The organism is Streptomyces sp. NBC_00878 (assembly GCF_026341515.1).
Lineage (GTDB): Bacteria > Actinomycetota > Actinomycetes > Streptomycetales > Streptomycetaceae > Streptomyces.
Genome location: NZ_JAPEOK010000001.1, coordinates 6,258,282 through 6,284,338 on the forward strand (window position 1 = coordinate 6,258,282; position 26,057 = coordinate 6,284,338).

A 26,057-nucleotide genomic window follows, 5' to 3' on the forward strand; every position below is an offset into this window, starting at 1 on the left:
CCGACGGTTCGGTATAGTGAACGTATGGTTCACTCAACCGAGGCCCTTCCGGAGACCCCTCCGGAGACCAAGAAGGGCCGTATCGGCGGCTCCAGCGGCTCCCGCACCCCAGCACGCGGGAGCCGCTGATGACGCCCCCGCCGTCCGGCCGTCAGCCGGTGAGCAGTACCGCGGCCGCGGTCGGCGCGAAGATCCGCCTGCGCCGCCAGCAGCGCGGTATGAGCGCCGCGGAGATGGCCCGGCGCGCCGGGCTGAGCAAGGCCACGCTGTCGCAGCTGGAGGCCGGCAACGGCAATCCGACGATCGACACCCTGGACGCGATCGCGATCGCCCTGCGCATCCCGATCGCCGACCTGCTGGCGCGTGACGCCGACACCGGGCCGGTCTTCCGGCCCGGCACGGACACCGAGCCCGGCGAGGTCTCCCGGGAACTGCTGCGCCGTATCAGCAGCGGCAACAGCCTGGAGATCTGGCGGCTGCGCATCCCGGCCGAGATGGAGCTGCCCGGCGTCCCGCACGCCACCGGCACGATCGAGCACCTGCTCATCGCCACCGGGCACGTCACCGCCGGCCCCGTCGACGCCCCGCAGGACCTGGGCCCCGGCGACATGCTCGCCTTCGCCGGGGACGCCCCGCACTTCTACCGGACCGGCGCCGAGGAAGTGGACATCACGGTCGTCTTCGCGTCCCCCATCAGCACCTGAGCCACGTCGTCAGAGCCTGAGCGACGTCATCAGCGCCTGAGCGACCCGATCAGCGTCTGAGCCACCGATCAGCGCCCGAACAGCACATGATCAGCGCCCGAACAGCACATGATCAGCGCCCGAACAGCACATGATCAGCGCCTGATCAGCACCTGATCGGCACCTGACCTCGATCAGGAGCTGAGCCTCCTGAGCCCCCTGAGACCGAGGAAGCCCCCTCATGAGCGCCACCATCCCCGTCCCGCCGGTCACGCCCGTCATCCCCGTCACCCCCTCCAGCCGTGCCTTCATGAGCGACAACATGGCCGGGGCGTCCCCGCAGATAGCCCAGGCCGTCGCCGACGCGGCCACCGGTCAGGTCCCGCCGTACGGCAACGACCCCTTCACCGACAGCGCCCGCCGCAGGCTCGGCGAGATCTTCGAGCGGGACGTCGACATCTTCCCGGTCTCCACGGGGTCCGCCGCCAACGGCCTGAGCCTGGCCGCCCTCACCCCGCCCTGGGGCAGCGTGCTCTCGCACCCCGACAGCCACATCAACACCGACGAGTGCGGCGCTCCGGAGTTCTTCACCAACGGCGCCAAGCTGGTCGGCGTCCCGGGCCCCGACAGCAAGATCGACCCCGAGGCGCTGCGCGTGGCGGTGCGGCGCCGGGCCGGTGACGTACACAGCGTGCAGCCGTCCGTGGTGAGCATCAGCCAGGCCACCGAGAGCGGCAGCGTCTACAGCGTGGAGGAGATCCGCCGCCTGTCCGCCATCGCCAAGGACGCGGGCCTGCGCGTCCACATGGACGGCGCGCGCTTCGCCAACGCCCTGGACCATCTCGGCGCCACCCCGGCCGAGATGACCTGGCAGGCCGGCATCGACGTCCTGTCCTTCGGCGCCACCAAGAACGGCGCGATGACCGCCGACGCCATCGTCTCCTTCGACCCGGCACTCGCCACCGAGCTCGCCTTCCGCGCCAAGCGCGCCGGCCAGCTCGCCTCCAAGATGCGCTTCCACGCGGCCCAGATCGACGCGTACCTCACCGACGGCCTGTGGCTGCGCAACGCCCGCCGGGCCAACGAGATGGCCACCCGCCTCGGCGACGGCCTGAAGTCCATCCCCGGCGCGGGTCTGCTGGCCGCTCCCCAGGCCAACATCCTCTTCTGCCGCCTGCCCCAGCAGGTCACCGAAGGACTCCTCGCCGAGGGCTACACCTTCTACCACGACCGCTGGGAACCGGGGATCGTCCGCTTCGTCACCGCCTTCTCGCACAGCGCGGACGACATCGACCAACTCCTGGAGGCGGTCCGCCACCACACCCGCTGACCGCGGGCCGGTGGCGTCCGACACGGAGGCCAGTCACGCTTCCCGTCCTACCTCCTGTCCTGCCTCCCGCCCTACTTCGTGCCCCGCTTCGTGCCCCGCTTCCAGTCCTACTTCCTGTCCTGCTTCGTATCGATCTCGGCGATCAGCGCCTCGATCCGGGTCCTGATCTCGTCGCGGATCGGACGGACGGCCTCGACGCCCTTGCCGGCCGGGTCCTCGAGGGCCCAGTCGAGATAGTGCTTGCCGGGAAAGACCGGGCAGGCGTCGCCGCAGCCCATGGTGATGACGTAGTCGGACGCCTGCACGGCCTCGGTGGTAAGGACCTTCGGCTTCTGGTCGGAGATGTCGACGCCGACCTCCCTCATGGCCTCGACCGCGGAGGGGTTGACCTGGTCGCCGGGGAGGGAACCGGCGGAGCGGACCTCGATCCGTCCGCCCGCGAGGTGGCTGAGGAATCCGGCGGCCATCTGCGACCGGCCGGCGTTGTGCACGCAGACGAACAGCACGGAGGCGAGCGGGCTGGAGGACATCGGTTCTTCCTTCGTCATCGGATCAAGAGCGTTGGGGGAGTGGCGGGTTCAGGCGCGCGGCAGTGAAGCGAGCAGTTCCTCGATACGGGCGTCGATCTCGTCGCGGATGCCGCGTACGACGGTTATCGGGGCGCCCTCGGGGTCGGTGACGGGCCAGTCGAGGTAGCGGCGGCCCGGGAGTACGGGGCAGGCGTCCCCACAGCCCATGGTGATGACGATGTCGGCGGCCCGCACGACCTCGTCCGTCAGCGGCTTGGGGAACGCGTCGGAGAGGTCGAGGCCGGCCTCGGTCAGCACCTGCGCGACGACCGGCTCGACCTCGGCGGCCGGGAACGTACCGGCGGACGAGACGACCACATGCCCGCCCGCGCGGTGCGCGAGGAGCGCGGCGGCCAGCTGGGAGCGGCCCGCGTTCTGGCTGCACACGAACAGAACGCGGGGCAGGCCGCTGCCCGGGGCGCCCTCGATGTGCGCGAGCGCGTCCAGTCGCTCGGCGGCCAGTCGTTCGGCCAGCACGACCAGATGGGTACGGACGCGGGCGTGCTCCGCGAGACGCTCGTACGAGTCGATGACCAGGCGCTGGATGGTCTCGGCGGCGAAGCACCCGCGGTAGCGGTGGGCGAGGCGGGCGATGCCGGCCGCGAGGCGTTCGTCGGGCAGGACGGGGAGCGGAGATGCGGTCATGGGAAACCCCTTCGGGGGTGTGGGTCCCGACGAGTGCCGAGACAGGGATCCCAAAGATCAAACGATCGGACCGGACTGGTATCAGCCCAGAATGATGTGAGGTTGATGTGAGAGTATCAGCCCATGATGATGTCAGTCGACACTGATCTGATGCGGGTTCTCGCTGACCCGCTCCGGCTCCGGATCGTCACCCTGCTGGCCAAGGAGACGCTCTGCAGCACCCACCTGATCGAGGAGACGGGGGCCAGCCAGACCAACCTCTCCAACCATCTGAAGGTGCTGCGCGAGGCCGGGGTCGTGGAGACGGAGCCGTGCGGCCGGTTCACCTACTACCGCCTCAAGCCCGACGTCATCGCCTCCCTGGCGGGCCAGTTCACCGACCTGGCGGAGACGGCACGGGCCACCGCCGAGAACGACGTCAAGCGGTCGTGTCCTTGATACCTGCCGTGAACAGGGTCAAGCGGCCCTGTCCTTGATCTCCACTCCACCTCACTCCACCCCGCCCCACCTCACTCCACTCCACCCCACCCCGTCCCGTCCCGCCCTTCCGCTCCGGCGACCGCACCGAGGAGTCCTGTTGACCGCCACCGAGGCTGCCGATAACGCCGAGCACGACAGGGCGAAGGAATCCGCGCCCGCTCCCACGCCCGCTGCCGCCCCCTCGCCCTCGCCCTCGCCCGGAACCGAACCGCAGCCCGCCCCGGGTGCCACCCCGCCGCAGGCTCCGCCGCTGCCGGCCAAGGCGGCGGCCGAACTGGTGGGTACCGCTGCCCTGGTGGCGGTGGTGGTCGGCTCCGGCATCCAGGCCACCGACCTCACCAAGGACGTCGGCCTGCAACTGCTGGCCAACTCCACGGCCACCGTCTTCGGCCTGGGCGTCCTGATCGCGCTCCTCGGTCCGGTCTCCGGCGCGCACTTCAACCCCGCGGTCACGCTCGCAGAGTGGTGGACCGCCCGCCGCGGCGGTGCCGGGGTCACCCCGCGCGAGGTGGCTGTCTATCTGCCCGCCCAGATCGTCGGCGCCATCGCGGGCGCGATCCTGGCGGATGCGATGTTCGGCGAACCGCTGGTCAAGTGGTCCACACACGACCGTTCAGCCGGACACCTCCTCCTCGGCGAGATCGTCGCGACCGCCGGCCTGATCCTGCTGATCTTCGGCCTGGCCCGCACGGACCGCCTCCGCTTCGCCCCGGTCGCGATCGCCTCCTACATCGGCGCCGCGTACTGGTTCACCTCCTCCACCTCCTTCGCCAACCCGGCGGTGACGATCGGCCGCGCCTTCACCGACACGTTCGCGGGCATCGCACCGGGTTCGGTCCCGGGGTTCATCGGAGCCCAACTCGTCGGCGCGGTGGCCGGTCTGGCACTGGTGGCGCTTATCTTCATGCGCGGCCGACCGGCCGAATGAGCCGTAGGGCGCAGGTGTTGGCGATCTGCGCGCCGCGTCCGGGCTCCGTTTTGAGTACGGGGAAGTCGAACGGCGCTGCTTCGTGGGTAGGGTCCACGACATGTACCCGGTCAGACGTTCCGGCCCACGCCTCGATCTGCGGGAACTCGCCCTCGATGACGTGGATGCGCTGCTCGCCGTCTACGGCAGCCCTGAAGCCACGGAGCACCTGTCGGTCGAACCCCGTTCCCGCGAACAGGTCGTGCAGATCGTGACCCGGTCAATGGCCTCCGCAACCGCACCCCCGCGCACTGAGCACGCGCTCGCCGTCATTGAGCGGGACACGGCAGAACTGATCGGGTCCGGCCGACTGGCCGCCGACCCGCATCAGCAACGCGGCGCCACCGTGGGCTTCGCCCTGAGACCCGACGCGTGGGGTGTGGGCTACGGCATGGAGACGGTACGGCTGCTGCTCGGCCTAGGCTTCGACGACCTCGACCTTCACCGCATCTGGGGAGCGAGATCGCCCCTCAACGAAGCGTCGGCCAAGACGATGGCAGCCGCCGGCATGGTCGAGGAAGGAGTGATCCGCGAGCACGTCCTGAAAGCCGGAAAGTGGCGGGACTCCGTCGTGCACGCGATCCTCGACCGCGAGTGGCGGTCCGCCGAACCGACGTAACACTTCCTTCCGAACCCCAGTTCACCAAGGAGGCCGCATTGCCCGCCCCATACCGTGGCTTGATACTCGACTTCGGTGGAGTCCTGACCACTCGCATGAGGCTGAATGGTGAGGCGTTCGAAAGGTCCGAGGGCCTGCCCCCTGACACCTACTTCCGCGCTCTGGGAGAACATCCGGACGGCATCGCGGTGTACGCCGCCCTGGAGGTCGGGGAGGCGACGCAGGAGGACTGGAACCGCGTCATCGGCGGCATCCTGGGCATCGACCCGACAGACCTGATGCGGCGCGCGCTCGCCAACCTGCGCCCGGAGCCGCGGATCGTGGCCGCGGCACAGCGTGCCCGCGAGGCCGGCATCAAGCTCGCGATGCTCAGTAACTCGTTCGGGATCGAGCCGTACAACCCGTACGAGGCGCTGGGCATGTACGAGGACTTCTTCGACGCGGTCGTGCTGTCGGAACTGGAGGGCGTGCGCAAGCCGTCACCGCGCATCTACCAGCGAGTCTTGGAGGAGCTTGACCTGGCCGGACACGAGTGCGTGTTCGTGGACGGCCGCCTCGCTAACCTGCCGCCGGCGGAGGCCCTGGGCATCCGGACGGTGCACCATACGACGGACCCCGCGGCGACCGCGGCGGTCCTGGACGCACTACTTCAGGACCGTGGGTCCACGTGACCTCCGTCGAGCCCTCAGGCAAGGGCAATTCTCGGGGTGCTCGACTGCGCGCAGGTGCTGGCGGCTGACGAGAGAATTCGCTGAGCCGGACCGCCGTAGGCGCAACGGCCCCACTCGTCACATGACGAGGGCGGAGCCCGAAAGCCCCGCCCGAAACCAGCGATACCAGAGATGCCGGCAAAATCAGCGATACCTGTGAAGCCCCAGATCACGGCCACACAAGGCAATACGGCTGATGCCCCGCCTCATGCAAGCGATGGCTGAAGTCCTGCCACTCGTGCAGCAGTTGGTACACGTTGTACGCGTCCCGCGGGCCGCCGCGGTCCGGGACCGTTGACCAGATGAAGGCGGCCGCGCCCACGGCCTCCTCGCCGATGCCGCGGAGGGGGTCGACGACGGTCATGGGGAGTTTGACGACGGCGTAGTCGGGATGGAGGACGACGAGCTCCAGCGGGGGCACCTTGTGCAGAGGTATGCCCTCGATGCCGGTGAGGACCATCGCGGCCATGGTCTCCGGCTTGATCTTGGTGAACATGCCGTTCATACCGAGCTCGTCGCCGCCGAGTTCCTCGGGTCGCATGGAGATCGGGACGCGAGCGGCGGTCGCGCCGTCCGGGGCCCCGAAGTATTTGTAGGTCACCCCCACCCGGCCACCATTCCCGCTTCCTGCCCTGAGCTGGTCTGCCCCGCGGTCTGTGTAGTCCATACCGTCCATACGGCTCGACGGGGCGATCCGCTCAGGTTCGCCCTGCGATCCCTGCGCCTGACGTGTCTCGGCCGCTTCCGCCTCGCGTCGGTGCTTTCCCTGTCGGGCACGCCGAGGACCCAGGTCATCGGTCCCCTCGCCCAGTCCGCCACCGCGATGCATATCTCCACCCGACTGCTTTTCTAAGGCGCGCGACCCCCGCCACGCAACCCGATCATCGTGAGAGTGACCTCCCCCACGACCGCCCGCCGAAACGTGCGTTGAAACACTTGTCCGTCGCCGTGGTCCGACCCCACGCACGTGAAGTCAACTATCCCCGAGAGCGGCTCCTTCAGGGAGTCTAGGTAGTTCGCGCTGGCGGTGACCAACGAAGAGTGGAGCGGCGCGCGGTATCACGTGACAGCAGGGTATACCGTTCCCCAGCCGATTAGCAGATATGGGGGAAATCGGGCACCCGGAGGGTTGTCCTGAGGGTTGTCTTGTGGGGCGTCCGGAGGGCGTCCGGAGGGTGGCGTGTTCGCCGCCCTTCCCCCGGGTGCGCCCTGTGGTGGACTCCCCGGGGCAGAGCCGAAGCGGCCCCACCCGGGCCGTACGCTGAAGGGCATGGCAGAGGCGAACAACATCTCCGGCGGTGCGTCACCCGAGGCGCCTGAGGTATCCGAGGTCCCTGAGGCGCCGGCGGCGCGGGCGGCCGTCCCCTACCCCTACGAGGCGCCGGTCTCGCAGACCCTTTTCGACCGTGCGGCGGCCGTCACGCCCGGTGGCGTGAACTCTCCCGTCCGCGCGTTCCGCGCCGTGGGCGGTACGCCCCGGTTCATGGTGTCCGGCAGCGGCCCCTACCTCACCGACGCCGACGGGAGGGAGTACGTGGACCTGGTCTGTTCCTGGGGGCCGATGATCCTCGGCCACTCCCGTCCCGAGGTGATCGCGGCGATCCAGGAGGCCGTGTCCCGCGGCACCTCCTTCGGTACGCCGGGGGAAGGCGAGGTCGCGCTCGCCGAGGAGATGGTCGCGCGGGTCGAGCCCCTCGAACAGGTGCGGCTCGTGTCCAGCGGGACCGAGGCCACCATGTCCGCGATCCGGCTGGCCCGCGGGTTCACCGGGCGCGCCAAGGTCGTGAAGTTCGCCGGCTGCTATCACGGGCATGTGGACGCGCTGCTCGCCGCGGCCGGCAGCGGCGTCGCCACCTTCGCGCTTCCCGACACCCCCGGCGTCACCGGCGCCCAGGCCGGGGACACCATCGTCGTGCCGTACAACGATCTCGACGCCGTGCGCGAGGTCTTCCGGGCCCATCCCGGTGAGATCGCCTGCGTGATCACCGAGGCCTCGCCCGGGAACATGGGTGTCGTGCCGCCCGGGGCCGGGTTCAACCAGGGGCTCAAGGACGTCTGCGCCGCCGACGGCGCGCTCTTCATCTCCGACGAGGTCATGACCGGCTTCCGTACCAGTAGGGCCGGATGGTTCGGGATCGACGGCGTCACCCCCGATCTCATGACCTTCGGCAAGGTCATGGGCGGCGGATTCCCGGCCGCCGCCTTCGGCGGGCGGAGCGATGTGATGGCGCACCTCGCGCCCGTCGGGCCCGTCTACCAGGCCGGGACGCTGTCCGGGAACCCGGTCGCGACCGCCGCCGGACTCGCGCAGCTGCGACTGCTCGACGACGCCGCGTACGCGAAGATCGACGCGGTGTCCGAGCAGATCCGTACGCTGGTTACGGACGCCCTCACCAAGGAAGGTGTGGCGCACCGGCTACAGAATGCGTCCAACATGTTCTCCGTCTTCTTCACCGAGGGCGACGTACGCAATTACGAGGACGCGAAGGCGCAGGAGTCGTACCGCTTCACCGCCTTCTTCCACTCGATGCTGGAGCAGGGTGTCTACCTGCCGCCGTCCTCGTTCGAGTCCTGGTTCGTGTCGACGGCGCACGACGAACGGGCGGTTCAGCGGATCGCCGACGCCCTTCCGGCGGCGGCACGGGCAGCAGCGGAGGCCACGGCAGCATGAGTGACATCACCGTCGTACACGTGATGCGGCACGGCGAGGTCGCCAACCCGGACGGGGTTCTGTACGGGCGACTCCCGGGCTACCACCTCTCCGAGCTCGGGCGGCAGATGGCCGAGCGGGTCGCCGATCACCTCTCGTCCCGCGACATCACGCATGTCGTCTCCTCCCCGCTGGAGCGGGCGCAGGAGACGGCCGCGCCGATCGCCAAGTCGCACGGCCTGGAGCTCGCGACCGACGGCCGGCTGATCGAGGCCGCCAACGTCTTCCAGGGCAAGACCTTCGGGGTCGGGGACGGTGCGCTGCGCCGGCCAGAGAACTGGAAGCACCTCGTCAACCCGTTCAAGCCGTCCTGGGGCGAGCCGTACATGGAGCAGGTCGTACGGATGATGGGGGCGCTCGACACCGCGAAGGACGCGGCGCGGGGGCATGAGGCCGTGTGCGTCAGCCATCAGCTGCCCATCTGGATCGTGCGGTCCTTCGTGGAGCGGCGGCGGTTGTGGCACGACCCGCGGAAGCGGCAGTGCACGCTCGCCTCGCTGACGACCTTCACCTACCAGGGCGACAAGATCGTGTCCGTGGGCTACACCGAGCCCGCGCGGGATCTTGTACCGGCGCATCTGCTTGCCGGGGCCAAGCCGGTCAAGGGAAAGTCCAAGGCATTCGGGGCGTAGGCACTCCGCTCGGGGCCTTTGGCCCTTATCGCATTTGCGTTCGCCGCTCGGTGATCTTCGCAGAGTCACCTAAATATCTTCGCGTGACCGGGAACCCCGGTGTTCGTCGCGCCCTCTAACTCCATGTCCGTTCGGTATGGGGATAGCGGCGCGACGAAATGGGGGACGGAATGCGTGACATCAGCCGGAGGGGGATGCTGGGGCTCGGAGTCGGGGCCGCGGCCGCGGTGGGACTCGCGGGCTGCGGTACGGCGCTGGGCAACGGCTCCGGAAGCACTGGTAGTGGCAACGGCGGTGGCGGTGGTGGCAATGGAGGTACCGGCGGGAAAAACGGCGGTGATCGCCCCGCGCGTCTCATAGGTGACGGTTCCACCTCCTTCACCGGGAAGCAGCCCAATCAGCCCGGTAAGCCCCGGCCTCTCGAACCCGGTGAGACCCCGCCGCAGTTCGTCGTCCTTTCCTGGGACGGCGCGGGCGATGTCGGCAATGGCCTCTTCGAGCGATTTCTGAAACTCTCCCAAGAGCACGACGCGAGCATGACGTTCTTTCTCTCCGGGCTCTATCTGCTCCCCGAGTCGAAAAAGCGTACATACCTCCCGCCGAACAACGCTCCGGGCGCGTCCGACATCGGTTATCTGACGGACGATCACATCAAGTCGACGCTGAAGAACGTCCGGCGGGCCTGGCTCGACGGCCACGAGATCGGCACGCACTTCAACGGCCACTTCTGCGGCGGCACGGGCACGGTCGCCAACTGGACGCCCGCCCAGTGGAAGAGCGAGATCGCCCAGGCGAAGTCCTTCGTGAAGGAATGGCGTACGAACACGGGCTGGAGCGAGGCCGAGGTGCCCGCGCTGCCCTTCGACTATGAGAAGGAACTCATCGGCGGGCGCACCCCCTGTCTGCTCGGCCGGAGCGGCCTGCTGCCCACCGCCCGCGAGCTCGGCTGGCGCTACGACGCCTCCTCGCCCGGCGGTACCCAGGTCTGGCCCAGGAAGAACGGCGGCCTCTGGGACCTGCCGCTCCAGGCGATCCCCTTCCCCGGCCACACCTTCGAGGTCCTCTCGATGGACTACAACATCCTTGCCAACCAGTCGATCAACACGACCCAGGCGCCGCCCGCCAACTACCCGGCCTGGCGCACGCAGGCGACCAACGCCTACATAGCGGGCTTCGAGCGGGCATACGGAACAAATCGCGCCCCCTTCTTCGTCGGCAACCACTTCGAGCAGTGGAACGGCGGCATATACATGGACGCCGTCGAGGGCGCGCTCAAGCACATGGCAGGCAAGAAGGACGTACGCCTGGTGTCGTTCCGCCAGTTCGTGGACTGGCTCGACGCGCAGGACCCGGCCGTCCTGGAGAAGCTGCGGTCCCTTGGCGTGGGGCAGGAACCGGCCGGTGGCTGGAACGGGTTCCTCGGTGATGTCGGCACGAACTCCGCGAACGGGTCGGAGAAGGGCTCGGGCAACGCCGCCTGACGGCCACCGGGAGCAGTGCCCGAAATGGCGTCTGACATGCGGGTTTCCGCCCGCGAGGGGGGTGGGCAAGATCCTCGGAACGGACATGCGAAACTTTTCACATGAGTGCCGCCAGCCGCGCCCCCCAGCGCTCGATCCGGACCCCTCAGCGCACGAACCGCACGAACCGCGCCCACAGCCCCGCCCGTGATCTCGCCCATGGTCCCGCTCACAGCGACGGCCACGGCCACGGCCACGGTCACGGCCGTAGTCGTGGCCGCGCCGTTGTGCTGACCGGCGGGGCCGTCGTCGCGGCGCTGTTGCTGTCCGCGTGCGGGTCCGGGGGCAGGTCCGGCGGGACGGGCAACACCGGCTTCATCACCGGCTCCGACGGCATCGCGACGGTCAAGCAGGCCAGCCGGGTCGCGGCCCCCGAACTGTCCGGCAAGACCATCGACGGCAAGCAGCTCGACGTCGCCGACTACAAGGGCAAGATCGTCGTACTGAACGTCTGGGGCTCCTGGTGCGGCCCGTGCCGACTGGAGGCGAAGAACTTCGTCAAGGTCTCCGAGGACCTCAAGGACCAGGGCGTGCAGTTCGTCGGCATCAACACCCGCGACACCAGCACCAGTCCGGCGGTCGCCTTCGAGAAGGCGCACGGGGTCACGTACCCGAGCCTGTACGACCCGACGGGCAAGCTCATGCTCCGCTTCAAGAAGGGCACGCTCAACCCGCAGACCATCCCCTCCACGCTCGTCCTCGACCGGGACGGCAAGGTCGCCTCCCGCTCGCTGTCGGCGCTCAGCGAGGCGAGCCTGCGCAAGATGCTCAAGCCGATCCTCGCGGAGAAGTGACGGCTCGTGTCCCTTCTCGCCGCAGCAGCCACTGACCTCGCCACCACGGTCGACCTCGCCGCCGTCACCGACAGGAACGAGACCGTCTACAGCGGCGCCCTGCTGCTCGCCCTGCCCATCGCGGTCCTCGGCGGGCTCGTGTCCTTCTTCTCACCGTGCGTACTGCCGCTCGTGCCCGGCTATCTGTCGTACGTCACCGGCGTCGGCGGCACCGACCTCGCCGACGCGCGCCGGGGACGGATGGTCGCGGGCGCCTCGCTCTTCGTACTCGGCTTCACCGCGGTGTTCGTCTCCGGCGGCGCCCTCTTCGGGTACTTCGGGTCGACCCTGCTGGAACACCAGAGCGTCCTGTCCAAGGTGCTCGGCGGGCTCATGATCGCCATGGGCGTCTTCTTCATGGGCCTGATGCCCTGGCTCACCCAGCGCGAATTCCGCTTCCACCAGCGGCCGGTGGCGGGTCTCGCAGGCGCCCCCGTGCTCGGCGCGCTCTTCGGGATCGGCTGGACGCCCTGCATCGGACCGACCCTCGCGTCCGTGAACGCGCTCGCCTTCGACCAGGCGAGCGCCGGGCGTGGGGCCATACTGACGGTCGCGTACTGCGTCGGTCTGGGCGTGCCCTTCGTCCTCGCGGCCGTCGCCTTCCGCAGGGCGCTCGGCGCCTTCGGCTGGGTTAAGCGCCACTACGTGTGGGTGATGCGCGTCGGCGGCGGAATGATGATCGCGACCGGTCTGCTGCTGCTGACCGGCGCGTGGGACAGCATCGTGCAGGAGATGCAGGGCTGGTCCGACGGCTTCACGGTAGGGGTCTGATCGATGAGCACGACACGGGACACGGACTCGCGGACCGGCGACCGGGATACAGACGTGCGCGACGGCGACCGGGATACAGACGTGCGCGACGGCGACCGGGACACAGACGTGCGCGACGGCGACCGGGATACAGACGTGCAGGCCGGTGGACGGGACACGGGTGTGCGGGCCGGTGAGGGGAGCGACGCCGCCGCGGTACGGGACACGGAGGCGCGGGACGCCGGCGAGCTCGGCGCGGCCGGGGCGCAGTTGTCCACCGCGCCCCGCGACACGGTGGTACCCGGCTCCTTCGGCGGTGCCCGCGCCCCCGGGGCCGCGGGCTGGCTCGCGTGGACCGGCCGCGAGACCGTCGGCTGGGCCCGCTGGTTCTGGCGGCAGCTGACCTCGATGCGGGTCGCGCTGATCCTGCTCTTCCTGCTGTCGCTCGGCGCGATCCCCGGGTCCCTGATCCCGCAGTCCGGCCAGGACGCGACCAAGGTCGCCGACTTCATGGACCGGCACGAGACCCTGGGGCCGCTCTACGAGAAACTCGGCCTCTTCCACGTCTACAGCTCGGCGTGGTTCTCCGCGATCTACATCCTTCTCTTCGTCTCGCTCATCGGCTGCATCGTGCCCCGCACCTGGCAGTTCGTGGGCCAGCTGCGCGGCAGGCCGCCGGGTGCGCCGCGACGGCTGACCCGCCTGCCCGCGTACACGACGTGGCGCACCGGGGCCGAGCCGGAGGCGGTCCGCGAGGAGGCCCTCAAGCTGCTGAAGCGGCGGCGCTTCCGCGCGCACCTCGCCGGGGACGCCGTCGCCGCCGAGAAGGGCTACTTCCGGGAGATCGGCAACCTCGCCTTCCACATCGCGCTGATCGTGATGCTGATCGCCTTCGCCTGGGGCCAGCTCTTCAAGTCCGAGGGCAACAAGCTGATCGTCGAGGGCGACGGCTTTGCCAACACCCTTCTGCAGTACGACGACTTCAAGTCCGGGAACCTCTTCAGCACGGACGACCTGGAGCCGTTCAGCTTCGTCCTGAACAAGTTCCGGGGTACGTACGAGCCGTCGGGGCCCAACCGGGGCACCCCGCGCATCTACGAGGCCGCCGTCACCTACAGCGAGGGTGCCGACGGCAAGGAGAAGCAGCGGACCATCGAGGTCAACGAGCCGCTGGAGATCGACGGTTCGAAGGTCTATCTGGTCAGCCACGGGTACGCGCCCGTCGTCACCGTGCGGGACGGCAAGGGCGACATCGTCTACAGCCAGGCCGTGCCCCTGCTGCCACTCGACTCCAATGTCACCTCCACCGGCGCGATCAAGGTCATGGACGGTTACCGCGACGCCGACGGGAAGCGGGACCAGCTCGGCTTCCAGGCCTTCTTCCTGCCGTCGTACGGCGGGGCGAACACCGCGGTGGTCTCGCAGTTCCCGGCGCTGTTGAACCCGGTGCTGAACCTGGAGGCGTTCCACGGCGACCTCGGTGTCGACTCGGGTCTCCCGCAGAGCGTGTACCAGCTCGACAAGAAGAACATGAAGGGGTTCAAGGACTCCAAGGGCAAGCAGCTCAGGGAGAACCTGAAGCCCGGCGAGACCATGCAGCTCCCGAACGGCGCCGGCTCGATCACCTTCGAGAAGGGCGTCAAGGAGTGGGCGGGCTTCCAGGTCACCCAGCAGCCCGGCTCCGGCTGGGCCCTCGCCGGAGCCCTCACCGCGATCTTCGGCCTGGCCGCCTCCCTCTTCATCCAGCGCCGCCGGGTCTGGGTCCGCGCCACCACCGGCCCCGACGGCGTCACGGTCGTCGAAATGGCAGGCCTCGGCCGCAGCGAGTCCGCCAAGGTCCCGGAGGAACTGGGCGACTTGGCCGGGATCCTGTACGACCTGGCCCCGGGCACGCCCGACACCCCGGACGCCGACCCGGACACGGAAGCAAAGACCACCACCCCCGAACCCCCTGCCGAACTCCCCGCCGAACCCCCTGCCGTACCTGCCGCCGAAGGGGCTGAGACCGAATGACTCTCGCCGCCGCAACCGAGCTCGCCGCCGCGACCAACGAAAACCTCGCGAACGTCAGCAACACGCTGATCTACTCCGCGATGGCCGTCTACACGCTGGCCTTCTTCGCGTACATCGCCGAATGGCTCTTCGGCAGCCGCAGCAAGGTAGGCCGGACGGCCGCCGCGCTGACCGCCGACAAGGACGCCAAGAGCAAGAAGGCGGCGGCTCCCGCGGTCACCGTGAAGCAAAAGGGGGCGCGAAGCTCCAGTGGAGCCGACGCTTGCGTCGGGGGAACCGCCGTACTGGAGCGGCCCAAGGTCGTCACGCGGGCCGCGCCCGGCGCCCGGGACGTGCCGGACGGACCCGGTGCGCACGGCGGGGACGAGCAGGGGGACCTCTACGGCCGTATCGCCGTGTCCCTGACCGTGCTCGCCTTCCTCATCGCGTTCGGCGGTGTGCTCGCACGGGCTCTGTCGGTGCAGCGGGCGCCGTGGGGCAACATGTACGAGTTCAACATCACCTTCTCCACCGTCGCCGTCGGTGTGTACCTCTCGCTGCTCGCGATGAAGAAGAACGTCCGCTGGATGGGCCTCTTCCTGGTGACCACGGTCCTCCTCGATCTCGGTCTCGCCGTCACTGTCTTGTACACCGCCAGCGACCAGTTGGTTCCCGCCCTCCACTCGTACTGGCTCTACATCCACGTCTCCACCGCGATCTTCTGCGGTGCCGTCTTCTACGTGGGCGCGGTCGGCACGATCCTGTACCTCTTCAAGGACTCGTACGAGAACAAGCTGACGACCGGCGGCAAGCCCGGCCGTTTCGCCACGTCCGTCATGGAGCGGCTGCCCGCCTCGGCGTCCTTGGACAAGTTCTCGTACCGCGTGAACGCCGCCGTCTTCCCGCTGTGGACGTTCACGATCATCGCGGGCGCCATCTGGGCGGGCGACGCGTGGGGCCGCTACTGGGGCTGGGACCCCAAGGAGACATGGTCCTTCATCACCTGGGTCGCGTACGCCTGCTACCTGCACGCCAGGGCCACGGCCGGCTGGAAGGGCCGCAAGGCCGCGTACATCGCCCTCATCGCCTTCGCCTGCTGGCTGTTCAACTACTACGGCGTGAACATCTTCGTCTCCGGCAAGCACTCCTACGCGGGTGTCTGACGCCGGTGTCTGACGCGGGTGTCTGACGCGGGTGTCTGACGCGGGTGTCTGACGCGGGCGTTTCTCGCCTCCGTCCGGCACTCCCGTACGACACCTCCGTCTGACACCCTCGTACGACCCGAGGCCGGTTCCATGTGACGCACGTCACGGGAACCGGCCTTCGTCGTGCGGACAGGTGGGGGACGTGGAGACGAATCAGGGGGACTGCCCGCGGCAGCGGGAGTTGAGGGATCTGCGTGGCCGCATTCGGGCCGGGGACACGGAGGCGTTCGGCGGGCTCTTCGACGCGTACGCGCGCTCCGTCTACAACCACGTCTTCCGGCTGACGGGGGACTGGTCGGGGGCCGACGACATCGTGTCGCTGACGTTCCTGGAGGCCTGGCGGCTGCGGGAGCGGCTGGACGCGGAGGGCGGTTCGCCGCGGCCGTGGCTGCTCGGCATCGCCACGAACGTGGTCCGCAACACGCGCCGGGCCGCCCGGCGTCACGCGGCCGCGGTGGCACGGCTGCCGCCCGCCCAGGCGGAGCGCGACTTCGCCGACGAGGTCGCCGCCCGCATCGACGACGAGGAGTACCTGCGGTCCGTACGCGTCGCCGTCGAACGGCTGCGCCGCGCCGATCGCGAGGTGCTCGCGCTGTGCGTCTGGGGCGGTCTCGACTACGCGGCCGCCGCCGAGGCGCTCGGCGTCCCGGTCGGCACGGTGCGCTCCCGGCTCTCCCGGGCGCGCACGAAGCTCGCGGCGGAACTCGCCGCCGGGCGCGGACAGATGAGAGACAGCCACCCGACCGTGGCCGGGCCCATCCAGGAGGGGAACCAGTGAGCACGATTCCCGAGAAGGACCTCCCGCCGGGCCGTCACCGCGCCCTGAAGGAGCACTTGATGCGTGAGATCGCGAGCAACCAGCCCCCGCTGCCCGTACGGTCGCCGGTCTGGCGCCGCCCGGCCCTCGTGGCCCCCGTGACGGCCGCGGCCCTTTCGGTCGCCGTCGTCATCGGGGTCAGCGTGACCCGGGACGCGGCCTCGGACGGGCCGTCCAGGCCGCACTCCGCGGTGTCGGACCGCCCGGAGCGCAGGAGTTCGGAGAGCGCGGCGCATCTGCTGGAGCGGGTCGCCGTGGCCGCCGCGAAGTTGCCGTCCGGGGCCGAGGGCGACAAGTTCGTCTACACGAAGACCGACGACTACCACTGGAAGTCGGACCCCGCCAAGACGGTCGGGGACTGCCCCAGGACCTTGGAGGCCCACCCCTACGGCGTACAGGAGCGCTGGGAGTCCGTCGACGGTCAGTATGCGGTCCTGGGACTCCCCAACGACACGGAGGGGATGTACCGCTGGCTCTACGGGCTCGACCGCGGTGAGAAGCCCTCCGGCAAGCGGTCCGCCGACGAGGCCGCCTTCGTGAAGGCCAGTGGCCTGCTCACCGGCAGCCTCCTGCCGCCGAAGACTGCCGCCGCGCTCTACCGTGCCGTCTCGAAGATCCCCGGGCTGATCGTTGTCGAAGGCGCCCGGGACGCGGCGAACCGCACCGGGGTGGCCGTCGTCATGGACGGAGTCGCCGCCATCAGCTTCGGGCAGGGGGGCGAGCCCCGCTCCGAGCTGATCTTCGACGAGAAGACCCTCGCCTACATGGGCGAGAGCACGGTGAACCTCTCCGCCCCGGAGAACCGGTGCCAATCCCTCGCGGCGGGCGACCTCGTGGGCTCGGTCGCCATCCTGGAACGGGCTGTCGTCGAGAAGAAGGGCGAGCGGCCGTAGGGCCCCAGCAGCCGTAGGAGACGCTGTCGGCGAGTCCCGCCAGATCCCCGGCAAGTGGGTTGTGAGTCCCAGCGACACACCGTGAACTCGGCGTGTCGCTGGGACTCACAACCCACTTGCCTCGCCCTACGGTCCGCCCGGCGGCGGCGACGCAGACGGCGGCAGCCGCACGAGCAGCGCCCGGGACGACACCGTGCCGCCGGGCTCCCAACCCGTGGCACGGGCCACCTCGGGCAGGGCCCGGCGTACGGCGTTGCGCAGCGACGGGTGGCCGTCGCCGCGCAGCCCGGCGAAGAACGCCACCCGGTCGGCGATGCCGTCGGCCCGGTCCCGCAGCACCGGACCGACCAGCCCGACACCGGCCGCGGCCTGGACGTTGTCGACGAGGACGACCGGACGCCCGGGCCGGTGGCCCCGCTGTACGGCACCGGTGTAGGCGTCGTCGAGATCGGCGAGCAGGGCCCGTACGAGATACCGCTCGGCGTGGGTACGGGAGTCGCCGCCCGCCCTGAAGTGCCCGGAGAGCAGGATGAGTCCGAGCTTCGGACTGCCGCCCGCGCTCGGGCAGTCGCGGTACCAGGTGGCCGCCTTCCGCAGCCGCCGGTGGGTGGGCGTGACACCCTCCGAGAAGGCCTCCAACGTCGCCTCGATGATCGGCTCGACGACCGGTTCCGTACGGGGCGGCGCGTCGACGGGACCCGTACGGGACGGCGCGTTGGCCATTCCCATTCCCCTTCCCGTCCCCGTCCCCGTCCCCGTTCCGGACAGCGCGTCGACCAGTCGGGCCGACACCCGGCCGACCCAGCGGCCCGCGAATCCGGCGACCCGGGAGCCGGTGTCGTTCAGCAGCAGGATCCGTTCGGCCTCCTGGCGGATGCGCGGCAGGTCACGGTCGCCCCAGCCGCCCGCCGCCACGGCCAGCAGCCCCGCCGTGAGCCGCGGAAAGGCGATCCGCCCGGCGCCGGCCACCGGCTCGGCGAGCTGCTCGGCGATGGTCAGCACGGCCTGCGACACGGGCGACCAGGCCGCACCGGACCCGGGTGACGGGGCCTCACCGGACCCGGACGACAAGGCTTCGCAGTCGATCAGCGCGACCGGGGTGATCCCCTCGTAGGCGGCCCGGAGTTCGCCGAGCAGCGCGCTCTTGCCGAGCCCGGGCCCGCCCGCGAACACCACGAACGGCGACTCCTTCGCGTACTCCAACGGAGTCGGCCCGTGCTGGAACGGGCGCAGGCCGACCAGCCGTGCGGCGAGGCCGGGTGGGTCCGTGTCGAACAACGCCCCGCGGCCGTGCAGCCCACTACTGTGCACCGCTTCTCCCCCCGGGGCTGTCCGGATCCCCGTGCTGTCGTGAGGTGTATCAACAGCGGAGCGGAGAGGGGGAGTTGATTCGGAGTCGGTCGCAGGATGCCCGGCAGGTTGCGAAAGTGTCGGTGCCGTGGGCGGAGAGTGACCGCAGAACCGGTCGTGCGACCAGTACACGGCGAACAGCGTCCCGTGAACCGCGACCCGTCAACAGCGAACCGTCAACAGCGAATGCCGGTCAGTGCACCGTGATCGAGTCCAACTGCGCCCGCAGATACACGTGCGAGTCCACCGGCTCGTGGGCCACCCGTCCCACCGGCGCCGGGACGGACTCGACGATGGTGCCCGGGGTGCACTCGCCGAAGTAGACGAGGGACATCAGCTCCTCGGCGGGGGAGTCGGCGGGCGGCGGCAGCACGCGGTGGCGGCCGGAGCGCCACCTGTCTCCCGTCCAACGGGCCATCAGATCACCGATGTTGATGGTGAAGGCGTCCGGGTCGAAGGGGGCGTCCTCCCAGCCGCCCTCGTCCGTGTAGACCTGCAGGCCGCCCTTGCCCGCCTGGCGGTCGAGGATGGTGACCGTGCCGAAGTCGGTGTGCGGGCCGATACGGAACTGGCCTTCCTCGGGCTCGCCGACAACCTCCGTACCCGGGTACCAGTTGATGTTGAAGCCGTAGGTCGGGTGGCTCATGTGGCGGGTGAAGAAGTCGGCTTCGAGGCCGAGGGACGCGCCGAGCAGGTCCAGGAGATGGTTCTCCAGCTCGGCCATCCGGGCCAGGTATTCCTCGCACAGCGCCCGGAGTTCGGGGGTTTCCGCGGGCCAGACGTTGGGCGCGTACCACTCCGCGTTGGTCTCCGGGTCGTCGAAGGGCTCGTGCGTCGCGAAGGACAGGGACTCCTTGAGATCGGGCGGGGTCTCCGTGCCCTCCGAGTAGCCGTTGGCCTCGGCGCCCGGGCCGAGCCAGCCCCGGCCGCCGACCTGGACGGCGTACGGCTGCTTCACCTCGGCGGGCAGCCGGAAGAAGGCGCGGGCGGCCTCGCGGATGTCCGCGCGGAGGGCGGGGTCGACGCCGTGGCCGGTCACCAGGAGGAAGCCGGCGGTCTGGAGCGCCGAGTCGACCGTACGCGCGATCTCCTCGCGGGCCGCCGGGTCGCCGGAGACCCAGGGCCGCAGATCGACGGTGGGAATACGGGGGTTGCCGGTGCCGCTGGAGTCACGGGTGCTGCTGGGGCTGCTGGGGGTGGCGGCGTCACTCACCGATGTCCTCATTCCACAACTCGGGTTGGTCCTTGATGAAGTCACGCATCAGGGCGATGCACTCGGGGTCGTCCAGCAGGATGATCTCGATGCCGTGCTCGGCTAGCCAGTCGTGCCCGCCGTGGAAGGTCTCGGCCTCCCCGACGACGACCCGGGAGATCCCGAACTGCCGGACGAGACCGCTGCAGTACCAGCAGGGGGAGAGGGTGGTCACCATCGTCGTGCCCTTGTACGTACGCTGCCGTCCCGCGTTCCGGAAGGCGGCCGTCTCCGCGTGCATCGACGGGTCGCCGTCCTGGACCCGCCTGTTGTGTCCGCGCCCCAGCAGGGCGCCGTCCGCTCCGTACAACGCGGCCCCGATGGGGATACCGCCCTCGGCCAGCCCCGCGCGCGCCTCCGCGACGGCGGTGGCCAGCCATGCGCGTGCCTGCGCCTGCACCTGTGCCTGCACCTCTCCCCCTGCCCCTGCCCCTGCCCCTGTCCTTGCCCCTGCCCCTGTCCTTGCCCTTGCCTGATCCATGCCTCCACTCTCCTTCGGCTGAAACACCGGGGCAACGTGCGGAAAGTACTCTTCCGGCAGCCCACAGCCGGACGAACTGTCGGTCCGACGGTCGATCCGACCCGCCGGGAGGCCCGTATGCCCGCCCTCACCCTCCGCGAGATCCTGGCCCTCGACTCCGTCCGTTCCGCCGCGCCCACGCTGCTCGCGGGCGAGGACGCCCTCGACAGCCCGGTCCGCTGGGTCCACTCCAGCGAGGTCTACGAGGGCGCGAACTTCCTCGACGGCGGCGAACTCCTCCTCACGAACGGCTTCGGCCTCGCGGAAGCGGACGCCGCTGACCGCCGCCGGTACGTCCGCGAACTCGCCGCCCGCGGCGCCGCCGCCCTAGCAGTCGAGGTGGGCCGTTCGCTGCCGCGTATGCCGGAGGAGGTCACGGACGAGGCCCGCCGTCTCGGCCTCCCGCTGGTCGCCCTGCGCCGGGTGGTCCCCTTCGTACGGATCACGGAGGCGGCGAACCGCGCGATCGTCGCCCGGGGCCTGTCCGGCCGCGCGGTACGCCCCTGGGGCGCCGACCACACCGCCGCGCTGCTTGCCGACCTCGCCGACGGCCAGGCACTCAACCAGCCCGAGGTGGAGGCCCGGGCCGCGCTGGCGGGCTTCCGTCCGGGGCGCGACGCGCGCCTGGTCGGCGTCTCGGTCCACGGCCCGCAGCACCTCGCGACGGCGGCGGTCGACCGGGCGGCACGGGCGGTGGTCGGGACGGGCGCGCTGCGGGCGGGCTTCCCCGGAGACGTACTGGCCCTGCTGGCCCTCCCGGACACGGGCGTCGCCGCGGCAGCCTGCGTACGGGATCCCGTACGGGCGCTTCAGGACGCGTTCCGGTCCGCCGCCGAACCGTCCCTGACGGTGGCCGTCGGACACACCGTCCCGGCGAGCGCGGGCTGGCTCCGCTGGAGCGACACGCTCCGCGCGGCCCGTACGACGCTGGAGCTGGCCCTCACGGTCCCGCCGGCCTCTCCCTGCCCCGCCGAGGGCCCGCTCGTGACGTCGTCCCGGGCCCTCGCCCTGGAACGCGAGCTGACCCGCGGCGGCGTCGACGCGAACCGCGACCGGCTCTCCCACCTGGTCCGGCACACCCTCGGCCCGCTCATCTCCTGGGAGGCCGCCCACCCCGCCGACCTGGTCCGCACCTTGGAGACCCACCTGCGCCACGGCTGCTCGCCGACCCGCACGGCAGCCCTCCTCCACATCGGCCGCCAGTCCCTCTACCAGCGCCTCGAACGCATCGAGTCCCTGCTCGGCCTGGAGATCGACGACCCCGACCTGCTGGGCGAGCTGCTGGCGGCGACGTGCGCGCACCGGGTGGTACGGGGGATGGGGGCGGCCGGAACGGGCGACCTGCGGACGGTGGCCTGAGACGGGCCGCCGTCTAGACCTTGTCGGCCGCCCTGGTGATGACCGAGAACTCCACTCCGAAGGGGTCCGTGATGGTGGCCATCCGGCCGTAAGGGGTGTCCTCGGGGGTGTCGGCGGTGCCGCCCGCCGCGATGGCACGGCCGACGACGGCGTCCGTGTCGGCGACCTCGAACGTGGTCGCCCAGACGGACCTGGAGGCAGCCGGGAAACCGAAGATGCCGCCGATCTCATGGCCGTCCGGGCGGCGCAGGAAGGTGAAGTCGAGGTCCGGGAGGGTCTTGTTGAGGTCCAGGGTGTAGTCGAACACGGCCGTGTAGAAGGCCCGGGCGGGTTCGGGGTCCGGGGTGACCAGGTCGTTCCGTACGAGGGAGTCGGGCTCGTTCACGACCTCGCAGCCGAGGTGGGCCCGCGCCTCCCAGAGGCCGAAGCGGGCGCCGACCGGGTCCTGCGCGATGGCCGTACGGCCGTGCTCCCCGATGTCCGTCGGAGCCGTGAGCAGGGATCCGCCCGCGTCGACGACGCGTTTGGCGGTGCCGTCGCAGTCCGCCGTCGCGAAGTACATGGTCCAGCCGGGGTCGCCCGTGGCGGCCGTGGCGGTCGGGGAGGCCGGGGAGGCCGGGTTCTGCGTGATGGCCGCGACGGGCCGCCCGCGCAGCAGGCACACCGTGCCGAGTCCGGTGCCGGTGTCGGTGTCGGCGGAGTCGGGCGCGTACTCCCAGCCGAAGAGCGCGCCGTAGAACTCCCGCGCGCGTTCGGGGTCGGGCACCCGGAGGTCGATCCACGTGGGCGTACCGTCCGGCTGAATGGTGGTGACGAGACTCATCGCGGGCTCCTTGGTCGGTCGTCGGTCGTCGGTCGTCCGTCGTCCGTCGTCCGTCGTCGGACTCCGGAGACGTGAGCCCGACGATAGGAGCCCTCCAGGCCAGATCGTGTCCTATACGACCAGGCCTGGGTCCTTCGAATCCTTGGCCCCTCCGGGGAGCTCGGGGGCCGCTGGTCCGTACCCCCTGCCCAGGGCGACGTTTGGAAGGTTCGGGACAGTTCTGACGGCTGCCACCAGGCCTTACGGAGGCCGCGAGTGTCCCAAATCTTCCAGTTACCCCGACGGTGCCCACCGCGCGGAAAGCCCCCTCCCTACGCGGGGGTCGGCGCCGCCTCGGGCAGCAGTCCCGCCGCCTTCACCGCCGCCCAGAAGCCGCCCGGAACAGGGTGGTTGAGGAAGGCCACGCTCCCCGCCACCTCCTCGGGCGAGCGGGCGCCCACGACCACGCTCGCGACGGCGGGGTGGCCGAGCGGAAACCGCACGGCCGCCGCGAGGGGCGGGACACCGAAGTCCGCGCACACGCGCCGTAACGCCTCGATACGCGCGGCCAGTTCGGCCGGCACCGACCGGTATCCGTGCGGAGCGCCCGGCCGGGGGTCGGCCAGCAGCCCCGACTGGTAGACACCCGCGGCCATGACGGCCACGCCCCGCTCGGCGCACAGCGGGAGCAACTCGTCGAGCCCCGACTGGTCGAGCAGGTTGTAACGCCCGGCCAGCAGCACGCAGTCGGGCCCGGGCGCCGCCGCCTCCCTCAAGAAACGGGCCGCCACGGGCGCGTGGTTGACGCCGAGCGAGACCGCGCCGATGACACCCCTGGCCCGAAAATCGGCCAGCGCACGGTACGCCTCGCCCACCGCGCCCCCGAAGTCCTCGTCGGGATCGTGCACATGGAGCACGTCGACGCGGTCGAGCCCCAGCCGCTCCAGGCTCTCCTCGACCGACCGCAGCACTCCGCCGTACGAGTAGTCGAGCCGCGGCCCGACCCCGGCCGGCGGGTCCGCCCAGATCGGCTGGGTGTCCGGCCCGCCCGGTTCGATGAGCCGCCCCACCTTGGTGCACAGCACGTACGCGTCACGGGGCCGCGCCGCGAGGGCCGCGCCCGTACGGGTCTCCGAGCGCCCGTACCCGTACACGGGAGCCGTGTCGTAGAGCCGTACGCCCAGCTCCCAGGCGGTGTCGAGGGTGGCCGCCGCCCGCTCCTCCGACACGGGCTCGAACAGACCGCCCACGGAAGCGAGCCCCAGCCCGAGACGGCTGACCCGAAGTCCCGTGCGGCCCAGCGGTACGAGGTCGTCGGCTCTCATCACCAACCTCTCCCCGGGACGCGACACACCTACCCGTCGGCGAGGGCGGCGGCCACCGCGGGCAGGCGGCCCATGGCGTGGGCCACGCCGAGTCCGTCCATGTAGTCGCGGACGTGCGTGATCAGGCCGTCGTGGACCCGGATCACCAGGAGGCCGGGGAAGCGGAAGGACCGGCCGGTCGTGGTCACGGTCCCGGTGACGACCTGTTCGACGGTGATCACCTCGGGGTCGGTGCTGTCGTGCACGACGACGTCACGGATCTCCCGTGGCCGCGCCGGACTGGCGCCCCAGGCAGCCCGGTAGCCCGCGCGCACCTCCTCGCGCCCCTGATACCGCTCGGGCATGCCGGGGAAGAGGAACGGGAACTCGTGGACGGCGTCGACCGCGTAGAGGTCGGCCAGGTCGTCCGCGGATCCGTCGAGCATCGCCCGCTGATAGCGGGCCAGGACCTCACGAGGGCCGGGAGAGGGCGGGGCTGCTGGGTCCGGCATGGCGGTGGTCTCCGTTCGGTCGGGCCTCTCGGTAGTGCTCCGCGCGCAGATGCCGCCTCAGCAACACGTCGGAGTCGGTCTCCGCGCTGCGGTTGCACCGGGCACGGGCGTCGTCACGGAGTATCGCGAGCTCGGTACACGCCGGGCAACCGGGGACGGGTACGGGCGGTCGGCTCAGGTCTTCTCCCTGAGCCTCTTGAGCTTCCTGAACCTCCCCGCCCTCCTGACGTACCGTCACAGCCCCCTCCCCGAACGCTTGTTGGTGGCCTTCAAGGCCGCCGCCAACCGTTCGTCGGCGGTTGCCGGGCGGATCCGCCCGGGGTCGGCTTGCCATTCCCGGCCGCCGCCCACCGGGCGCAGCATCGCGTACGGGCCCGTCGTGTCCCGGTACTCGCCGACGCGTTGCGTCACCGGGTCGTAGACGAGGGCTCCGCGTTCCGGCGCTGTTTCTGCTTCCACTGACGCTCCGTACGTTGGATGACTACTCTGGGTGCATCCAGCGTTGCGGAGCGGCACAGCCCGTTTCAACGCATGACGCGTGCCACTGGCGCACTGTCACGGAGAGGAACGGACGCCGTGAGTCGACGCAACGCCGAGGGAGGTTCGGCGGCCACGACCGCCGCCGTGTTCGGCGAGGTCCTGAAACACTTCCGCGAGGCCGCCGACCTCACACAGGAGGGCCTGGCCCGCCAGATCCCGTGCGACCGCTCGCACGTGGCCCGCGTGGAGGCGGGCACGCGCGTCCCACAGGACACGTTCGCGAAGGCGTGTGACGAACTGCTGGGTACGGGTGGGGTGTTGATGCGGTTGTGGAGCCGGATCGACTGGTATCCGGAGGTGCAGCATCCGGACTGGTTCGAGCGCAGGGCCGAGATGGATGCGCAAGCGGTGGCGCTGCGGGCGTATCAAGAGCGGGTCGTCCCGGGCCTGTTGCAGGCGCCGAACTACGCGCACGCGCTGTTCTCCCAGGTCGCGAGCGGTGATGAGGTGGAGGAGCGTGTCCGGGCGCGGCTGAGCCGCCAGCCGCGCTTCCTGGCCGACGGCGGTCCGCTGTATGTCGCCGTCCTGGACGAGAGCTGTCTGCGCAACGCGGTGGGGAGTCCGGAGGTCATGCGCGAGCAGTGCGCGCATCTGCTGAGTGTCGGACAGCGCTCCAACATCCGTATCCAGGTGGCCCCGGCGGGCCTCTTCGGGCTCGTCCGCCCCAGGGGCTCGATGTCGTTGATCAAGCTGCCCGACGGGCACGAGTGGGTGTACTCAGAGTCGCTGGACCGTGGGCATTTCAACGACGATCCGGCCGTCTTCGCGCGCTACAGCCAGACCTATGATGTGCTCAGGGCGGACATCCCGTCAGCCCGCGAATCCGCCGCTCTGATCAGCGACGTGATGGAGGGGTACGAACATCATGGACAGGCACGAGCTAAGCGCGGCGACCTGGATCAAGAGCAGCTACAGCGACAACAACGGCGGCGACTGCATCGAATTCGCCCCCGGCATCCCCGGCATCGTCCCCGTCCGTGACAGCAAGAACCCCGACGGGCCCGCCCTGCTCATCGCGCGGAGCGCCTGGGCGGTGTTCGTGGCGGCCGTGCGCTGACCCGCT

At 70.4% G+C, this 26,057-nt stretch carries 28 protein-coding genes; 18 read left to right on the forward strand and 10 right to left on the reverse strand.

Going from position 1 to position 26,057, the window contains the following annotated elements:
* Window positions 1-128: 128 nt before the first annotated feature.
* Both OHA11_RS26985 and OHA11_RS26990 read left to right on the forward strand, forming a co-directional pair.
* Complete coding sequence (locus OHA11_RS26985) at window positions 129-704, forward strand: helix-turn-helix domain-containing protein (RefSeq protein WP_266500656.1); 576 nt, start codon at window positions 129-131, stop codon at window positions 702-704.
* A 220-nt stretch (window positions 705-924) separates the two neighbouring features.
* Window positions 925-2,013: a low specificity L-threonine aldolase gene (locus tag OHA11_RS26990; protein ID WP_266500658.1), complete on the forward strand. Its 1,089-nt coding sequence runs from the start codon at window positions 925-927 to the stop codon at window positions 2,011-2,013.
* A 107-nt stretch (window positions 2,014-2,120) separates the two neighbouring features.
* Here OHA11_RS26990 and OHA11_RS26995 read toward each other — a convergent pair whose 3' ends face one another.
* Together OHA11_RS26995 and OHA11_RS27000 are read right to left on the reverse strand one after the other, a co-directional pair.
* Window positions 2,121-2,543 carry an arsenate reductase ArsC gene (locus OHA11_RS26995; RefSeq protein ID WP_266500661.1) on the reverse strand — a complete coding sequence of 141 codons (423 nt, stop codon included), beginning with the start codon at window positions 2,541-2,543 and terminating at the stop codon, window positions 2,121-2,123.
* Between the two features lie 48 nt (window positions 2,544-2,591).
* A complete protein-coding gene (locus OHA11_RS27000) occupies window positions 2,592-3,227 on the reverse strand; it encodes a low molecular weight phosphatase family protein (RefSeq protein ID WP_266500662.1) in 636 nt (211 codons plus the stop codon).
* A gap of 123 nt (window positions 3,228-3,350) precedes the next feature.
* Between OHA11_RS27000 and OHA11_RS27005 the strand changes: the two genes are divergently transcribed.
* The 4 genes from OHA11_RS27005 (at window position 3,351) to OHA11_RS27020 (ending at window position 5,964) form a co-directional block, all read left to right on the forward strand.
* Entirely contained in the window at window positions 3,351-3,665 is a 315-nt protein-coding gene (locus tag OHA11_RS27005) for a helix-turn-helix transcriptional regulator (RefSeq protein ID WP_266500664.1), read from the forward strand.
* 139 nt (window positions 3,666-3,804) lie between these two features.
* Window positions 3,805-4,635, forward strand: coding sequence for an MIP/aquaporin family protein (locus OHA11_RS27010; protein WP_266500666.1), 831 nt, complete (start codon window positions 3,805-3,807; stop codon window positions 4,633-4,635).
* A 100-nt stretch (window positions 4,636-4,735) separates the two neighbouring features.
* On the forward strand, window positions 4,736-5,293 hold the full coding sequence (locus OHA11_RS27015) for a GNAT family N-acetyltransferase (RefSeq protein ID WP_266500668.1): 558 nt from the start codon (window positions 4,736-4,738) through the stop codon (window positions 5,291-5,293).
* A 59-nt stretch (window positions 5,294-5,352) separates the two neighbouring features.
* Window positions 5,353-5,964, forward strand: coding sequence for an HAD family phosphatase (locus tag OHA11_RS27020; RefSeq protein WP_323186779.1), 612 nt, complete (start codon window positions 5,353-5,355; stop codon window positions 5,962-5,964).
* A 208-nt stretch (window positions 5,965-6,172) separates the two neighbouring features.
* On the opposite strand, the gene OHA11_RS27025 is transcribed toward OHA11_RS27020, so the two are convergent.
* Complete coding sequence (locus OHA11_RS27025; protein WP_266500671.1) at window positions 6,173-6,832, reverse strand: hypothetical protein; 660 nt, start codon at window positions 6,830-6,832, stop codon at window positions 6,173-6,175.
* 441 nt (window positions 6,833-7,273) lie between these two features.
* Between OHA11_RS27025 and hemL the strand changes: the two genes are divergently transcribed.
* From hemL to OHA11_RS27070, 9 genes are all read left to right on the forward strand, one after another.
* Entirely contained in the window at window positions 7,274-8,674 is a 1,401-nt protein-coding gene (gene hemL / locus OHA11_RS27030; RefSeq protein WP_266500672.1) for a glutamate-1-semialdehyde 2,1-aminomutase, read from the forward strand.
* The gene (locus tag OHA11_RS27035) at window positions 8,671-9,345 is read left to right on the forward strand and encodes a histidine phosphatase family protein (RefSeq protein WP_266500674.1); all 675 of its coding nucleotides are present in this window, start codon (window positions 8,671-8,673) and stop codon (window positions 9,343-9,345) included. The genes hemL and OHA11_RS27035 overlap by 4 nt, the downstream gene beginning before the upstream one ends.
* 170 nt (window positions 9,346-9,515) lie before the next feature.
* Complete coding sequence (locus OHA11_RS27040; RefSeq protein WP_266500676.1) at window positions 9,516-10,826, forward strand: hypothetical protein; 1,311 nt, start codon at window positions 9,516-9,518, stop codon at window positions 10,824-10,826.
* Between the two features lie 101 nt (window positions 10,827-10,927).
* A complete protein-coding gene (locus OHA11_RS27045; protein ID WP_266500677.1) occupies window positions 10,928-11,659 on the forward strand; it encodes a TlpA disulfide reductase family protein in 732 nt (243 codons plus the stop codon).
* 6 nt (window positions 11,660-11,665) lie between these two features.
* The gene (locus OHA11_RS27050; RefSeq protein ID WP_266500678.1) at window positions 11,666-12,469 is read left to right on the forward strand and encodes a cytochrome c biogenesis CcdA family protein; all 804 of its coding nucleotides are present in this window, start codon (window positions 11,666-11,668) and stop codon (window positions 12,467-12,469) included.
* 3 nt (window positions 12,470-12,472) lie between these two features.
* Window positions 12,473-14,461: a cytochrome c biogenesis protein ResB gene (locus OHA11_RS27055; protein ID WP_266500679.1), complete on the forward strand. Its 1,989-nt coding sequence runs from the start codon at window positions 12,473-12,475 to the stop codon at window positions 14,459-14,461.
* Window positions 14,458-15,603: a c-type cytochrome biogenesis protein CcsB gene (gene ccsB / locus OHA11_RS27060; protein WP_266500681.1), complete on the forward strand. Its 1,146-nt coding sequence runs from the start codon at window positions 14,458-14,460 to the stop codon at window positions 15,601-15,603. The genes OHA11_RS27055 and ccsB overlap by 4 nt, the downstream gene beginning before the upstream one ends.
* A gap of 232 nt (window positions 15,604-15,835) precedes the next feature.
* Complete coding sequence (locus OHA11_RS27065; protein ID WP_266507479.1) at window positions 15,836-16,423, forward strand: RNA polymerase sigma factor; 588 nt, start codon at window positions 15,836-15,838, stop codon at window positions 16,421-16,423.
* Window positions 16,420-17,355, forward strand: a complete 936-nt coding sequence (locus OHA11_RS27070) for a hypothetical protein (protein WP_266500683.1) — start codon at window positions 16,420-16,422, stop codon at window positions 17,353-17,355. The genes OHA11_RS27065 and OHA11_RS27070 overlap by 4 nt, the downstream gene beginning before the upstream one ends.
* A 126-nt stretch (window positions 17,356-17,481) precedes the next feature.
* On the opposite strand, the gene OHA11_RS27075 is transcribed toward OHA11_RS27070, so the two are convergent.
* The 3 genes from OHA11_RS27075 to OHA11_RS27085 form a co-directional block, all read right to left on the reverse strand.
* Window positions 17,482-18,666 (reverse strand): hypothetical protein, encoded by a 1,185-nt coding sequence (locus tag OHA11_RS27075; protein WP_266500685.1) that lies wholly within the window; start codon window positions 18,664-18,666, stop codon window positions 17,482-17,484.
* A 232-nt stretch (window positions 18,667-18,898) separates the two neighbouring features.
* Window positions 18,899-19,849, reverse strand: coding sequence for an isopenicillin N synthase family oxygenase (locus OHA11_RS27080; protein ID WP_266507480.1), 951 nt, complete (start codon window positions 19,847-19,849; stop codon window positions 18,899-18,901).
* Between the two features lie 61 nt (window positions 19,850-19,910).
* Window positions 19,911-20,369 carry a nucleoside deaminase gene (locus OHA11_RS27085; RefSeq protein WP_266500686.1) on the reverse strand — a complete coding sequence of 153 codons (459 nt, stop codon included), beginning with the start codon at window positions 20,367-20,369 and terminating at the stop codon, window positions 19,911-19,913.
* 186 nt (window positions 20,370-20,555) lie between these two features.
* Here OHA11_RS27085 and OHA11_RS27090 point away from each other — a divergent pair, with 186 nt between their 5' ends.
* Window positions 20,556-21,836, forward strand: a complete 1,281-nt coding sequence (locus tag OHA11_RS27090; protein WP_266500687.1) for a PucR family transcriptional regulator — start codon at window positions 20,556-20,558, stop codon at window positions 21,834-21,836.
* Window positions 21,837-21,849: 13 nt separating this feature from the next.
* Here OHA11_RS27090 and OHA11_RS27095 read toward each other — a convergent pair whose 3' ends face one another.
* From OHA11_RS27095 to OHA11_RS48405, 4 genes are all read right to left on the reverse strand, one after another.
* Entirely contained in the window at window positions 21,850-22,659 is an 810-nt protein-coding gene (locus OHA11_RS27095) for a VOC family protein (protein ID WP_266500688.1), read from the reverse strand.
* Between the two features lie 311 nt (window positions 22,660-22,970).
* Complete coding sequence (locus OHA11_RS27100) at window positions 22,971-23,963, reverse strand: aldo/keto reductase (protein WP_266500690.1); 993 nt, start codon at window positions 23,961-23,963, stop codon at window positions 22,971-22,973.
* A gap of 29 nt (window positions 23,964-23,992) precedes the next feature.
* Window positions 23,993-24,454 (reverse strand): nuclear transport factor 2 family protein, encoded by a 462-nt coding sequence (locus OHA11_RS27105; protein WP_266500691.1) that lies wholly within the window; start codon window positions 24,452-24,454, stop codon window positions 23,993-23,995.
* A gap of 234 nt (window positions 24,455-24,688) precedes the next feature.
* Window positions 24,689-24,913, reverse strand: coding sequence for a hypothetical protein (locus OHA11_RS48405; RefSeq protein WP_323186673.1), 225 nt, complete (start codon window positions 24,911-24,913; stop codon window positions 24,689-24,691).
* A 117-nt stretch (window positions 24,914-25,030) separates the two neighbouring features.
* Between OHA11_RS48405 and OHA11_RS27115 the strand changes: the two genes are divergently transcribed.
* Both OHA11_RS27115 and OHA11_RS27120 read left to right on the forward strand, forming a co-directional pair.
* Window positions 25,031-25,975 (forward strand): helix-turn-helix transcriptional regulator, encoded by a 945-nt coding sequence (locus OHA11_RS27115; protein WP_266500693.1) that lies wholly within the window; start codon window positions 25,031-25,033, stop codon window positions 25,973-25,975.
* The gene (locus OHA11_RS27120; protein WP_266507482.1) at window positions 25,932-26,051 is read left to right on the forward strand and encodes a DUF397 domain-containing protein; all 120 of its coding nucleotides are present in this window, start codon (window positions 25,932-25,934) and stop codon (window positions 26,049-26,051) included. Before OHA11_RS27115 ends, OHA11_RS27120 begins: the two co-directional genes overlap by 44 nt.
* Window positions 26,052-26,057: the final 6 nt, after the last annotated feature.